Source organism: Christiangramia gaetbulicola (assembly GCF_003054225.1).
Classification (GTDB): Bacteria; Bacteroidota; Bacteroidia; order Flavobacteriales; family Flavobacteriaceae; genus Christiangramia; species Christiangramia gaetbulicola.
In genome coordinates this window covers 167,567-180,515 of sequence record NZ_QBKQ01000001.1, presented here as the reverse complement: position 1 = coordinate 180,515, position 12,949 = coordinate 167,567, and the positions used below count along the sequence as shown (strand labels likewise).

Genomic DNA, 12,949 nt, shown 5'->3' with positions numbered 1-12,949 from the left:
GGAATTTAAAATGATTCAATAAAAAAGCCCGTAGCAAATTGCAACCGGCTTTTTATAAGTAGGGATCTAAATATTTTAACCGTTCATAGAGATTAAAAACTCTTCGTTATTCCTGGTGCTTTTGATTTTTTCGTTAATGAATTCCATAGCTTCTACAGGATTCATGTCTGCAAGATACTTTCTTAGTACCCACATACGCTGTATCGTTGTATCATCTAAAAGAAGGTCATCTCTACGTGTGCTTGAAGAAACAAGGTCTATCGCAGGGAATATTCTTCTATTAGAGATTCTTCTGTCTAATTGAAGCTCCATGTTACCGGTACCTTTAAATTCTTCGAAGATCACTTCATCCATTTTAGAACCGGTTTCAGTAAGCGCAGTCGCTATAATAGATAACGAACCTCCGTTTTCGATATTACGGGCAGCACCAAAGAATCTTTTTGGTTTATGTAAAGCGTTAGCATCCACACCACCACTCAATACCTTACCGCTGGCAGGTTGAACAGTGTTGTAGGCTCTCGCAAGCCTGGTGATAGAGTCAAGAAGTATTACTACATCGTGACCGCATTCTACCAAACGTTTAGCTTTTTCTAATACTATATTCGCAACTCTTACGTGCTCGTGTGCTTCTTTGTCGAAGGTTGAAGCAACAACTTCACCTTTTACATTACGCTGCATATCGGTAACCTCTTCAGGTCTTTCATCGATAAGTAGCACGATCTGATAAACCTCAGGATGGTTCGCCGCAATTGCATTGGCGATATCCTTAAGCAGCATGGTCTTACCTGTCTTTGGCTGGGAAACGATCATTCCACGTTGTCCTTTACCAATAGGTGCGAATAGATCCATTACCCTTGTAGAGATAGAGCTCTGCTTTTCGGCTAGAGTGAATTTATCTTTAGGGAACAATGGAGTTAGGTGTTCAAAAGAAACACGGTCTCTTACCACTTGTGGGTCCAGACCATTGATCTTATTGATCTTAATAAGTGGGAAATATTTCTCTCCTTCTTTAGGAGGTCTAATTTGTCCCTGTACAGTATCTCCGGTCTTAAGTCCAAAAAGTCTTATTTGTGACTGGGATACATAAATATCATCTGGAGAAGTAAGGTAGTTGTAGTCTGATGATCTCAGGAAACCATAGTTATCCTGCATGATGTCAAGAACTCCTTCACTTTCTATGATCGCGTCGAATTCGTAATCTGGCTCGCGGTAACGATTCCTGTTATCGCGGTTTCCATTATTCTTTTTGTTGTCGTTACGATTGTCATTACGGTTATCGTTACGATTATCATTTCTGTTATCGTTGCGATTGTCGTTCCTGTTGTCGTTGCGATTATCATTTCTATTGTCGTTACGATTATCATTTCTGTTATCGTTGCGACTGCGAGTATCTTTTTTGTTGCCCTGGTTTCTATCCTTGCTATTTCCTTTAGGTGCAGGAGATTTCCTGGAGTCATCTTTTTTTGAAGAATGACTGGAGTCTTTTCCTGAAGGCTTAGATTGAGGGGTTTTTTCGGAAGCAGAAGATCTTGGAGGTCTTTTTTCGCTACCTACTTTTTTGGCTGGCTTTGGTTTCGCCTGTTCCTGGTTGTTGTCCTCTGTGAGAACTTCTTTCACTTTGTTAGGATTCGATGCCTGGTAGTCCAGAATCTGATACACCAAATCTAGTTTTTTTAAAGTCTTGTACTTAGGAACATTCAGCGTTTCAGCGATTTCCTTAAGTTCAGGAAGCTTTTTAGCTTTTAATTCTGAAATTTCAAACATGTATGCGTTAAAATAATTTTTGTTTGGATTGATTTAAAAAACTTCTCGAGGAAGAACAAAAAGTTTGGAGACTTAAGTAACCAACGTTGAATGGGTTACGAAATGTTATTGCAATAATACAACTTTATTTTAAACTTTTAGACTGTAATTCTAAAAAGAATCTTTTATTTTTGTGCCGCAACAGTAAGAAATATGCTTCAAAGAATACAAACTGTTTACCTACTTATAGCTGCGATTATCGCTGCAGGCCTTATATTTGTATTTCCACTTTGGGAAAATAATGCCGGTGAGTCTGTATATGCTATTGATGTATTGATCGCTTTTGGAATGTACATAGCATCGGCGGCAATTTCACTGGTGAGTATCTTTATGTTTAAAAATAGAAAACTCCAGTTCGTACTGGGGCGTCTAAATATAATATTGAACCTTTTTTTACTAGGAGTGTTTGTTTATTGGTCTCTAACTTTACCTGGAGAGATGGATATTTCAGAGAAGGGTATTGGGATGTTTCTTCCTATTATTTCTATCGTTTTTATTGTTTTGGCGAATAAAGCCATCAAAAAGGACGAAGATCTCGTAAAATCTGTTGACCGATTACGATAAGCCTATCATCTTAGTAGTATTAGTGCGTGAAAAACCCGAAGTGAAAGCTTCGGGTTTTTTAATTCTTCAAATAAAGCAAATGTTGAAGATTAGCTTTAAATTATAAAAACTATCGGTTAAGCTTAATCAAAAGAACTATTCCAGTTCAATTACCTCAAGATCACTTATGTTCTTGCCATCTATTTTGAATCTTAGCATGGTCCTTTTCTTATGAAAACCCTGTTTGCCGGCAGCGCCCGGATTCATGTGCAAAAGGTTCAGGTTTTTATCGTTCATCACCTTTAGAATATGGGAATGCCCAGAGATGAAAATTTTTGGTGGATTCTTCCTTATTTCTTCCTTTACTGCCGGAGAATATCTTCCCGGGTATCCACCAATATGAGTGATCCAGACATCGATTTCTTCGCACATAAATCTATTGTTCAGCGGAAATTCTTTTCTTATTTCAGCATTATCTATATTTCCATAAACTGCCTTCAAAGGTTTTACAGCTTCAAGTTTATCGGTAACCTCAAGGCTGCCAATGTCCCCGGCATGCCATAATTCATCTGCTTCTTTTGCATAATGCAGGATGCGGTCATCCATATGTCCATGAGTGTCACTAAGGAGAAGTATCTTTTTCAAAATTGGATTCAGATTTAAAATTCGTTTAACAAAGGATGGCTTCGCAAAGCCTTTCTCCTTGTTATAATTGCCTTATCTTTGCATTTCGCTAATATAAAAATAAAGCGGAGCTTGAGGTATTTTATAGAACTCTCATATTTTGGAAAAGCTTATCATGGTTGGCAAAATCAACCTGATTCTATAAGTGTACAGGAGGTTCTGGAAGAAAACCTTAGTAAGGTTCTTCGTTCTAAGATCGATATCGTTGGTGCCGGGCGAACAGATGCCGGGGTGCATGCCAAACAAATGTTCGCGCATTTTGATAATTCAGAAGTGGATACGGCATTATTGAAGTATAAACTTAATTCTATGCTTCCAAAAGATGTGGCGATCTCAGAGATATTTCTAGTTAGGGAAGATTCGCATGCCAGGTTTGATGCGACCTCCAGGAGTTATGAATATCATATAGTTCAGGAGAAAGATGCCTTTAGCAGGGATTTTGCCTGGTTTCTAAAGTATGAACTGGATGTTGAAAAAATGAACGAAGCGGCCGCTATTTTAAAAAAATATACCAACTTTAAAAGTTTCTCCAAGAGCAGGACAGATGTGAAAACATACAATTGTAGAATAGATCATGCCGTTTGGAAAGTAGAAGATAATAAGTTGGTTTTTCATATTACTGCCGACAGATTTCTAAGGAATATGGTTCGGGCGGTAGTTGGAACACTTGTAGAAATAGGACAGAATAAATATCCTGTATCCCATATTCATGAAGTTATAGAAAGTAAGGATAGGGGAATGGCGGGAACTTCGGTGCCGGCTCACGGATTATATTTAACCAGGATAGAATATCCTGATAACATCAGAATAGATTAAATGGCAACAAAGACGGGAAATGCGTTCGATATGGATCTGTTTAAGCGATTGCTTAAATATACCAATCCTTATAAGCGAATCTTTTATTTCGTTGGTATTGCGGCTATACTTGTCTCACTGTTTGCTGTACTTAGGCCTATCCTGTTGCAGGAAACCATAGACAAGGCTCTAATGAATTCAGATTTTGAAAGCCTTATTTATTACGTAAGCCTCATGCTTGGGGTGCTCGTTCTAGAAGTGGTTTTTCAGTTCTGCTTTATTTATTATGCAAACTGGCTTGGTTTAGGCGTTGTGCGCGATATACGGGTAAAACTGTTCGAGCATATGCTTGGCTTCAAAATGAAGTATTATGACAAGTCTGCTGTGGGAAGATTGGTAACCCGGGCGGTAAGTGATATCGAAACTATATCAAGTATTTTTAGTCAGGGCTTGTTCATGATCATTAGCGACCTGCTTAAGATGCTGGTGGTATTAGGGGTAATGTTCTATAAAAGCTGGGAATTGACCCTGCTGGTCTTAACCGTACTTCCATTCATTCTCTATGCTACGCGTGTTTTTCAGAAGAAAATGAAGCTTGCCTTTGAAGAGGTGAGAACACAGGTGGCAAATCTGAACACTTTCGTGCAGGAGAGAATTACCGGGATGAAGATCGTTCAGCTTTTTACCAGGGAGAAGACCGAATATGCCAATTTTAAGGATATTAACGATAAGCACCGTAAAGCATGGGTGAAAACGGTTTGGTATAACTCTATATTTTTCCCGATCGCTGAAATGTCTACTTCCATAACTATTGGTCTTATCGTTTGGTTTGGTGGTCTTAGAGTGGTTGCCGGTGACGAGATGTCTCTTGGTATTATTGTAGCTTTTATTGAGCTTTCTCAAATGCTTTTCAGGCCATTGAGGCAGATCGCAGATAAATTCAACACTCTGCAAATGGGTATGGTTGCTGCAAACAGGGTATTTGGAATTCTTGATACCGAAGCCAGTATAGAAGATAAAGGAACCATTGAAATCGACAATCTAAAAGGTGAGATCGAATTTAAAGACGTTCGCTTTAGTTACGTAGATGATGAAGAGGTTTTAAAAGGAATTTCCTTTAAAGTTCAGGAAGGGGAAACCGTCGCGATCGTTGGGGCTACCGGTGCCGGTAAATCCACGATCATCAATCTTCTAAGTAGGTTTTATGAGATAGACATCGGCTCTATTCTGGTTGATGGAACCGATATTAAGGATATAAAACTTAGATCTCTACGGGCTCAGATAGCGGTGGTGTTGCAGAATGTCTTTCTTTTTGCCGATACCATCATGAATAATATTACACTGGATAATCCAGATATTACCGATGAAGACGTGATCGCGGCAGCAAAACGTATCGGGATACATGAATTCATAAGTACATTGCCTAATGGTTATTATTATAATGTGAAAGAAAGGGGCGCGATGTTATCCTCTGGCCAGCGACAATTGATCTCATTCCTGAGAGCTTTTGTAAGCAACCCGAGTATTCTTGTTCTGGATGAGGCTACTTCTTCGGTAGACTCGTACAGCGAGCAGTTGATACAGGATGCTACAGATAAGATCACCGAGGGGCGTACTTCTATTGTGATCGCGCACAGACTTGCTACCATCAAAAAGGCCGATAAGATTATTGTGATGGATCAGGGGCAGATCGTTGAGATTGGTAACCATAAGGAACTCCTCAAAAAGACCGATGGTTATTACAGAAAGCTATATGAAGTGCAGTTTAAGGCTGAAGAGGCTTTATAAAGGAACTTAGCTAAGATCTTCTTTTAATTTTTCTTTTAACTCGTCAAGAGTTTCGAACATTACGAACTGGCCATCCCTAACATAAGATGTCTGCCCGGTCTCCTCACTTACGATTAGTGCCAGGGCATCAGTTTTTTCAGTAATACCTACTGCTGCTCTATGTCTTAATCCGAATCTTAAAGGGATGGAGCGATCATTGGAAACCGGTAAAATTACCCTAGTTGCGGTGATCTTATTTTCTTCAATGATCATCGCCCCATCGTGAAGCGGACTGTTCTTAAAGAAGATAGACTCTATTATGGGCTGGTTTAGCTCAATTTTCATTTTATCCCCGGTATTCTTTACAAAATCCAGTTTATTGTTCTTTTGTATAACCATTAAGGCTCCCGTATAGGTCTTGCCCATAGCTTCGCAAGCATTGATGATCGCATCTATATCTATCTTGGTTTCAAAATCATCCCTGCTGAATTTAAAACTTCTGAAAAATCTTCCCTTTTGAGTGAAATTAGTAGATCCTATCATCAATAGGAATTTCCTGATCTCCTGTTGGAAAACTACGATGAGCGCGAAAACTCCAACCCCGATAAACTCACCAAGCACACTGCTTAGTAATTCCATTTGCAATAACTGGGTAAGCAGCCAGGCGAGGTAGATGACCACAATACCGATGAAAATATTCACTGCCGCGGTACCGCGAACAAGTTTATAAACATAGTAAAGTAGCAGGGCTACAAAAACAATATCCAGGATATCGAGAATTCGAAGATCTATGATGTCCAAATTGCGGGGGTTTTATGTAAAAATAGAAAAACTAAAATTAGTTTATCAATTCACGGGTTAATTTGATGCATTCCATGGCTTCCTTAACATCATGAACTCGCAATATGTCTGCACCTTTCAGCAGGGCAGCAGTGTTAAGAACAGTGGTGCCATTCAGGGCTTCACTGGCAGTAATGTCTAGTGATTTCCAGATCATGCTTTTCCTGGAAACTCCAACCAGTAAAGGAAGTTCAAGGTTTTTAAAGAGTTCCAGTTTAGATAACAGATCAAAATTCTGAGCTATGTTTTTCGCAAAACCGAAACCCGGATCCACAATAAGGTCATTGATGCCAAGCTTCCTTGCCGCCCTGATTCTTTCTGAAAAATAAAAAAGAACATCAGCGGTAAGATCATCATATTGATTAAGTTCTTTCATGGTCTGCGGAGTTCCCTTCATGTGCATCATAATATAAGGAACCTGGTATCTGGCAATTACCGGCATCATTTTTTCATCCAGTTTCCCTGCGGAAATATCATTGATAATTGCAGCGCCAGCCTGAATGCTTTTTTCGGCAACTTCAGATCTGAAAGTATCGATCGAAAGAACAGCTTCCGGAAATTCCTTCAGGATCATCTCGATGGCGGGCATCATTCTTCCGAGCTCCTCTTCAATCGAAATATCATCTGCTCCCGGTCTGGAACTATAGGCTCCAAGATCGAGAAAAGTGGCTCCTTCCTGAAGCAATTTTTCAGCATTGGTAAGGATCTCCTTTTCGGTATTAGAACGGCTTCCGCTGTAAAAGGAATCTGGGGTGATATTAATAATGCCCATGACTTTTGGCTGAGCGAGATCAATAAGATTTCCTTTGCAGTTGATAAACATATTGTAATTTAGGTTTTTTGATAGCCGGGAAATTAACTTTGACTATCTGAAATATTTGCCCGAAATTTACGCAAATTACATCTACTTCATGCAGGATACCTCAAAACAATACGACGCGGTGATCGCGAGTTGCCGCAGTTTGTTTCTAAATAAAATGAAAGATTATGGCTGTGCCTGGAGAATTTTAAGGTTGCCGTCACTCACCGACCAGATATTTATCAAAGCCCAGAGGATTCGCCAGTTACAGGAAAGCGAAGTGAGAAAAGTAGATGAGGATGAAAAATCTGAATTTATAGGGATCATTAATTATTCTGTAATGGCGCTAATTCAACTGGAAAAGGGAATTGCGGTTCAGCCAGATCTCTCTCCGGAGGATGCCATCAAATTATATGACGAAAAGATACAGGAGACCAAGGAGTTGATGATGAATAAAAACCATGACTATGGTGAAGCCTGGCGTGATATGCGTATAAGCTCTCTAACAGATCTTATTATTCAAAAGTTATTACGTGTTAAGCAGATTGAAGATAACAAAGGCAAAACACTGGTAAGCGAAGGTATAGATGCTAATTACCAGGATATGATCAATTACTCGGTATTCGCTATGATCCATTTTAGCGAAGCTGAAGAAAAAACGGCAGATAAAAAATAATACTATGAAAGCAATTGTAAGTATCTCCAGGATCCTGGTGGGAGTCCTTTTTATTTTTTCAGGATTTATCAAGTTGAACGATCCCGTGGGCTTCTCTTACAAATTGCAGGAATATTTTAGTGAACCCGTTCTGGATATTCCATTTTTAATTCCGTTTGCACTCATTATTGCCATTCTGTTGGTCATTTTTGAGTTGGTAGTGGGGATCATGTTGCTTATTGGTTACGCTCCTAAATTTACCAGTTGGAGTTTGCTGGTGATGATCATCTTTTTCACATTTCTAACCTTTTACTCAGCCTATTTCAATAAAGTGACCGATTGTGGTTGTTTTGGAGATGCGATTCCGCTTACTCCGTGGGAGTCTTTTTATAAGGATATAGTTCTGCTGCTTTTGATTCTGATTATCTTTTTTAATCAGAAATACATCAATCCAATTTTTCCATTGAAATATCATAAATGGGTGGTGTTTGTTTCCTTTATGGCTTGTTTTGCTTTTTGTTATCATGTATTGATGCATTTGCCTGTTTTTGATTTCAGACCTTATAAAATAGGAAATAACATTCCTGAAAAAATGAAGATCCCTGAAGGTGCAGAACAGGCTGAGGTAGTTTATAGCTGGAAATTCAAAGTGAAAGGGGAGGAAAAGATCATTAAAAACAATGGTGCCTATCCACAGGTAGATGGTGAATTTATCGGAGTGGAAACTACCCAGACCGGGGAGAACGCGATCGCTCCAATTCATGACTTCGTTATTGAAGGAGAAGAAGGTGATATAACCAATGAAGTTCTTACGGCAGATAAAGTATTGCTGATCGTAACTTATAATTTAAGGGCTACCGAAAAAGATGGTTATAAGGCCGTAAAATCTCTCAGTGAGGAAGCTATGAAAAAAGGATATAAGGTCATTGGACTTACCGCATCAGGGCCGGAATTTCAATCTGAACTGAAGAAAGAATTCGATCTAAATTTCGATTTTTACCAGACAGATGAGACCGCTCTTAAAACAATTGTTCGCTCCAATCCAGGTTTTCTAACCCTGAACAACGGAACAATCACTCAGAAAAAGCATTGGTTCGACGCATCTGATATCGAATTATAAATACATCCCGAAATCTTTTGAATACTCCCTAAAACTTCAAGGTTTAGCTTGGGTTTAAGAAACATTCAAACCTCCTTTACTTATATTTGTGATTCACACAGATCATTCTTAGGTCTGCTTAAAATAAACTAGCGAACCAAAATATAATATCATGAGAGATAAAATAGTTGCCGGAAACTGGAAAATGAATAATGACCTTGCAGAGACCGAGGAATTACTCGGGAAGTTAAAAATGCAAATGGTAAAGGAACCTGAAGCAACCGTAATGGTGGCTCCTTCTTTTACAAATCTATATCCAACCTTCCAGGCTTTAAAAGGTACTTCGGTGATCGTGGCTGCTCAAAATATGCATGAGAGTGAAAATGGTGCTTTTACGGGAGAGATATCTGCTTCAATGCTTAAAAGCGTAGGAGTAAATACCGTTATCCTCGGGCATAGTGAACGTCGGGCATATTTTCATGAAACCGGTGAATTACTTGCTAAAAAAGTAAAAACCGCTATCGATAATGGAATGACCGTTATTTTTTGTTTTGGTGAAGAACTTGAAGACAGAAAGAACGATAAACATTTTGACCTGGTAGAGCAGCAATTGAAAGAGGCATTATTTAATCTTCCCCAAAGCTCATGGAAGAATATCATTCTTGCCTATGAACCAGTTTGGGCCATAGGAACAGGAGAAACTGCAAGTCCAGAGCAGGCTCAGGAAATGCACAAGCATATAAGAAACCTTCTGAATAAGAATGTTGGTAAAGAAGTAGCTGAAAACACCTCTATCTTATATGGTGGAAGTGTTAAGCCAAATAATGCAAAAGAGATCTTTGCAAAGGAAGATGTAGATGGCGGCTTAATTGGTGGTGCCAGTCTTAACGCGGTAGACTTTATGGCTATCGTAAACTCATTTTAAAAATGGCCGGGAATTATTTTGAATTTCATTTTACCATAGACCCGGTTCAGCCGGCTTCAGAGATCCTTATAGCCGAACTTGGTTATTTAGGTTTTGAAAGTTTTGTGGAAAATGATGATGGTATCACGGCCTATATTCCGGAAGAGGAATATGAAGATGACCTTCTGGCCGGGGTGCATATTCTCCAATCTGAAGATTTTAAGATCACTTACGATCAAAAAGAGATCGAAAGAGTGAATTGGAATGAAGAATGGGAAAAGAATTTTACGCCCATTCTGGTAGATGAGATCTGCAGTGTGAGAGCACCGTTTCACGAAAAACCAGATACAGAATTTGATATAGTCATCGAGCCGAAAATGTCTTTTGGGACAGGTCATCATGCGACTACGCATATGATGATCCAGCATATCCTGAAAAATGACTGGGAAGGTAAATCGGTTTTAGATATGGGCTCTGGTACAGGTGTTCTGGCTATTCTTGCCGCGATGAAAGGGGCCAAGACCATTGATGCCATAGATATAGATAATTGGTGTTATCTCAATACCCTTGAAAATATATCCAGGAACGATTGTGAACATATTAATGTAGAAGAGGGAGGGGCAGAACTGCTTGAAGGTAGGAAATATGATATGATCCTGGCCAATATAAATCTCAATATTTTAAAACGGGATCTTCCTATCTATGAAAAATGTCTTAATCCGAATGGAAGTATATTTTTAAGTGGTTTTTATGAGGATGATCTGCCACAAATAAAGAAGGCCTGTAAAAAGTTAGGGCTCTATTATGTAGAGAACTTTGAAAGGAACGACTGGGTAGCTGTAAAGTTTTCACGCTAAGTATTTTATCATATTTTGTATCTTTGAACCATGTAGAAGAGAAATTTTTGAAGATGAGCACGAAAGAAGAATTATTAGAAGAGGTTGATGTAAAGACCAAAGAGAAGAAAGAAAACGAGATCGTATTATACAATGATGATTATAATACCTTCGATCATGTCATAGAAACTTTAATTTATGCCTGTGACCATACTCCAGAGCAGGCAGAACAATGTTCTATACTTGTGCATTACAAAGGAAAGTGTACTGTAAAGACGGGTATTTATGAAGAATTAAAGCCCCGTTGTTCAAAATTACTTGATGCCGGATTAAGCGCTGAAATAATTTAGAACAAAAAATCCTTTTAATCTTTTCAGATTTTAAAATAAACAATATATTTGCACCCGCTTTGCAAAACAGTAGAGCGGCATTATAAAGGCCTCGTGGCGCAACTGAATAGCGCATCTGATTACGGCTCAGAAGGTTCCAGGTTTGAATCCTGGCGAGGTCACAATTTGAATTTTAATATTAAGCGCAATCATCTATATATGAAGAGGTTGCGCTTTTTTATTCTAATAAACTTTCCAAATTTAGTCCACCGGTAGTCCGCAATTGATTTCTGGACAGTATTATTGGCAAAAATTCTCGCACGTAAACAAAATATAGCAATTTTAGAATTGCAAATAATTGGAAAGTACTTAGAAGACTGATGGATTCAAGGTGTATTGTTGGGAAAAATCAAAATAGAGTGGTGTGAAATTAAGATTATTAATTATAGAACAATAGATACAATTTTAACCTTGATCAGAAAAAAATGTTAATGTATTTTATGTTTAGGTAAGTATATGCTTATATTTGTCTTGTCATTTCCCAGAGGGAAAAGGACCTGGTTGGCCACAATACCGTAATTTGTGGCTTTATTTTTTTACACAATTATCTAATCTTTTCTGGTAGTATTTACGGTTTCTTTCATCATCTATATGGAAACCTGAGATAATTATATAGTTAGGAGTAATTTTCTCCATAATTACCAAATAATCACCTTCTTTAAACCAGAAATAATCTCGTATAGATCCGTTCCCTTCCTTGTATTGGAAACAAAGAATATCCTCTGTGTGTCTATTCTCAAGTATAACTTTAATCCAATGAATCTTATTGGCTCTTTTTCTATCAAAAACTCTTTTTCCTTTTTTTCCTCGAGTAATTAATTTCACAAATGTATGTGGGTAATTCTCAAAACCATCTTCCTTAGAATCTGCTAAATCAATTTTAACATCAAATCCATCGATAGAATAATTAGTAATTACAAAATCCTGTTTAAACGTTTCGTATAATTCCTCGAGGTGTTCATCAGTAGGATCTATGCCAAGCGAAGGTATTAGATCATCCAGATCGAATAAATCCATTAATTTCTTTTTTTTGGCTGGTGATCAAATATGTTGAATTTCTTTTCCCAAGGGGCTGTTCCTTCGTTTAAGCTAAAACCAGAAACATCTTCCAGATAATTTATGAATTCAAGTTTTGATTCAGTTGGTATAAATTCATCTGATGCCATCCGACTCTTATAGGTTACAGCTCCTATAAAGAAATCTGCTATTTGGAGGAATATATTATCATGAGATTGTATGTGTTGAAAGTAGATAAATGGAGACTCCCCTTTGTGGGCATTATCGAAAACTTCCCTAATCTTATTCAGTTTTTCCCTGCCTCTTGTGTCCTTTAGGTCAATGAAAACTCTAAATTGTTTATTAGCATCTTCTCCATTTGGTCTTAATAAGAAATAAACCATTTTATAATAAAAGTTATCGTGCGACCCTTGATTGAAATCTTCATGATTAAGTCTATCCTTATATTTAACAAGAATGGCACGAAACTCCATTGAACTTTGAAAGAAAAAATCCACCAACTCTTTATAAAGATCTAAGCGGGAAGTGGAAAACTTATTCCATTTTAATTCAGCATATTGATTATGTTTGATAAGGATTTGGTGTATTTGAGTTTTCAAAGTATCATAATCTACTTGTGGAACTTTACAGTATCCTATCCCCATAACACTTTTATGGTCATTCTCTAAATGGCAACTTTCATCGATAAAGATGTCAAAGTTTTGTGTATCCATAATTAATACTTTCTTTCAAACATCAAATCTAATTAATTCAAGTATTCTTAACTCAATAAAACTTCCCCAGATTAAAAATTTAAAAAAGGTACTTCCGGTCAAGGG

General features: G+C 37.9%; 14 protein-coding genes and 1 tRNA gene. 9 read left to right on the top strand and 6 right to left on the bottom strand.

Annotation, left to right across the window (positions count from 1 at the left end):
* Positions 1 to 75: 75 nt before the first annotated feature.
* Positions 76 to 1,764, bottom strand: a complete 1,689-nt coding sequence (rho, locus tag C8P64_RS00880) for a transcription termination factor Rho (RefSeq protein WP_108170176.1) — start codon at positions 1,762 to 1,764, stop codon at positions 76 to 78.
* A gap of 192 nt (positions 1,765 to 1,956) precedes the next feature.
* On the opposite strand from rho, the gene C8P64_RS00875 reads away from it, so the two are divergent.
* The gene (locus tag C8P64_RS00875) at positions 1,957 to 2,367 is read left to right on the top strand and encodes a DUF4293 domain-containing protein (protein ID WP_108170175.1); all 411 of its coding nucleotides are present in this window, start codon (positions 1,957 to 1,959) and stop codon (positions 2,365 to 2,367) included.
* A gap of 135 nt (positions 2,368 to 2,502) precedes the next feature.
* Here C8P64_RS00875 and C8P64_RS00870 read toward each other — a convergent pair whose 3' ends face one another.
* Positions 2,503 to 2,991: a metallophosphoesterase family protein gene (locus C8P64_RS00870; RefSeq protein ID WP_108170174.1), complete on the bottom strand. Its 489-nt coding sequence runs from the start codon at positions 2,989 to 2,991 to the stop codon at positions 2,503 to 2,505.
* A gap of 111 nt (positions 2,992 to 3,102) precedes the next feature.
* Between C8P64_RS00870 and truA the strand changes: the two genes are divergently transcribed.
* Positions 3,103 to 3,846, top strand: coding sequence for a tRNA pseudouridine(38-40) synthase TruA (gene truA / locus C8P64_RS00865; RefSeq protein WP_170106616.1), 744 nt, complete (start codon positions 3,103 to 3,105; stop codon positions 3,844 to 3,846).
* Positions 3,847 to 5,613: an ABC transporter ATP-binding protein gene (locus tag C8P64_RS00860; protein WP_108170172.1), complete on the top strand. Its 1,767-nt coding sequence runs from the start codon at positions 3,847 to 3,849 to the stop codon at positions 5,611 to 5,613.
* A gap of 6 nt (positions 5,614 to 5,619) precedes the next feature.
* On the opposite strand, the gene cdaA is transcribed toward C8P64_RS00860, so the two are convergent.
* Together cdaA and folP are read right to left on the bottom strand one after the other, a co-directional pair.
* Positions 5,620 to 6,393, bottom strand: a complete 774-nt coding sequence (gene cdaA / locus C8P64_RS00855; RefSeq protein ID WP_108170171.1) for a diadenylate cyclase CdaA — start codon at positions 6,391 to 6,393, stop codon at positions 5,620 to 5,622.
* 37 nt (positions 6,394 to 6,430) lie between these two features.
* Positions 6,431 to 7,255 carry a dihydropteroate synthase gene (gene folP, locus C8P64_RS00850; protein WP_108170170.1) on the bottom strand — a complete coding sequence of 275 codons (825 nt, stop codon included), beginning with the start codon at positions 7,253 to 7,255 and terminating at the stop codon, positions 6,431 to 6,433.
* Positions 7,256 to 7,343: 88 nt separating this feature from the next.
* Here folP and C8P64_RS00845 point away from each other — a divergent pair, with 88 nt between their 5' ends.
* From C8P64_RS00845 to C8P64_RS00820, 6 genes are all read left to right on the top strand, one after another.
* The gene (locus tag C8P64_RS00845) at positions 7,344 to 7,907 is read left to right on the top strand and encodes a DUF1599 domain-containing protein (protein ID WP_108170169.1); all 564 of its coding nucleotides are present in this window, start codon (positions 7,344 to 7,346) and stop codon (positions 7,905 to 7,907) included.
* Between the two features lie 4 nt (positions 7,908 to 7,911).
* Entirely contained in the window at positions 7,912 to 9,006 is a 1,095-nt protein-coding gene (locus C8P64_RS00840) for a BT_3928 family protein (RefSeq protein WP_108170168.1), read from the top strand.
* A gap of 151 nt (positions 9,007 to 9,157) precedes the next feature.
* Complete coding sequence (gene tpiA / locus C8P64_RS00835) at positions 9,158 to 9,910, top strand: triose-phosphate isomerase (protein ID WP_108170167.1); 753 nt, start codon at positions 9,158 to 9,160, stop codon at positions 9,908 to 9,910.
* Between the two features lie 2 nt (positions 9,911 to 9,912).
* A complete protein-coding gene (gene prmA / locus C8P64_RS00830; protein WP_108170166.1) occupies positions 9,913 to 10,746 on the top strand; it encodes a 50S ribosomal protein L11 methyltransferase in 834 nt (277 codons plus the stop codon).
* Positions 10,747 to 10,799: 53 nt separating this feature from the next.
* Positions 10,800 to 11,075 carry an ATP-dependent Clp protease adaptor ClpS gene (locus C8P64_RS00825; RefSeq protein ID WP_108171233.1) on the top strand — a complete coding sequence of 92 codons (276 nt, stop codon included), beginning with the start codon at positions 10,800 to 10,802 and terminating at the stop codon, positions 11,073 to 11,075.
* Between the two features lie 87 nt (positions 11,076 to 11,162).
* Positions 11,163 to 11,236: transfer RNA gene (locus tag C8P64_RS00820), tRNA-Arg, on the top strand.
* A gap of 406 nt (positions 11,237 to 11,642) precedes the next feature.
* Here the strand turns inward: C8P64_RS00820 and C8P64_RS00815 are convergent.
* A complete protein-coding gene (locus C8P64_RS00815) occupies positions 11,643 to 12,131 on the bottom strand; it encodes a hypothetical protein (RefSeq protein ID WP_108170165.1) in 489 nt (162 codons plus the stop codon).
* A complete protein-coding gene (locus tag C8P64_RS00810) occupies positions 12,131 to 12,844 on the bottom strand; it encodes a DUF3800 domain-containing protein (protein WP_108170164.1) in 714 nt (237 codons plus the stop codon). Before C8P64_RS00810 ends, C8P64_RS00815 begins: the two co-directional genes overlap by 1 nt.
* Between the last annotated feature and the right edge of the window lie 105 nt (positions 12,845 to 12,949).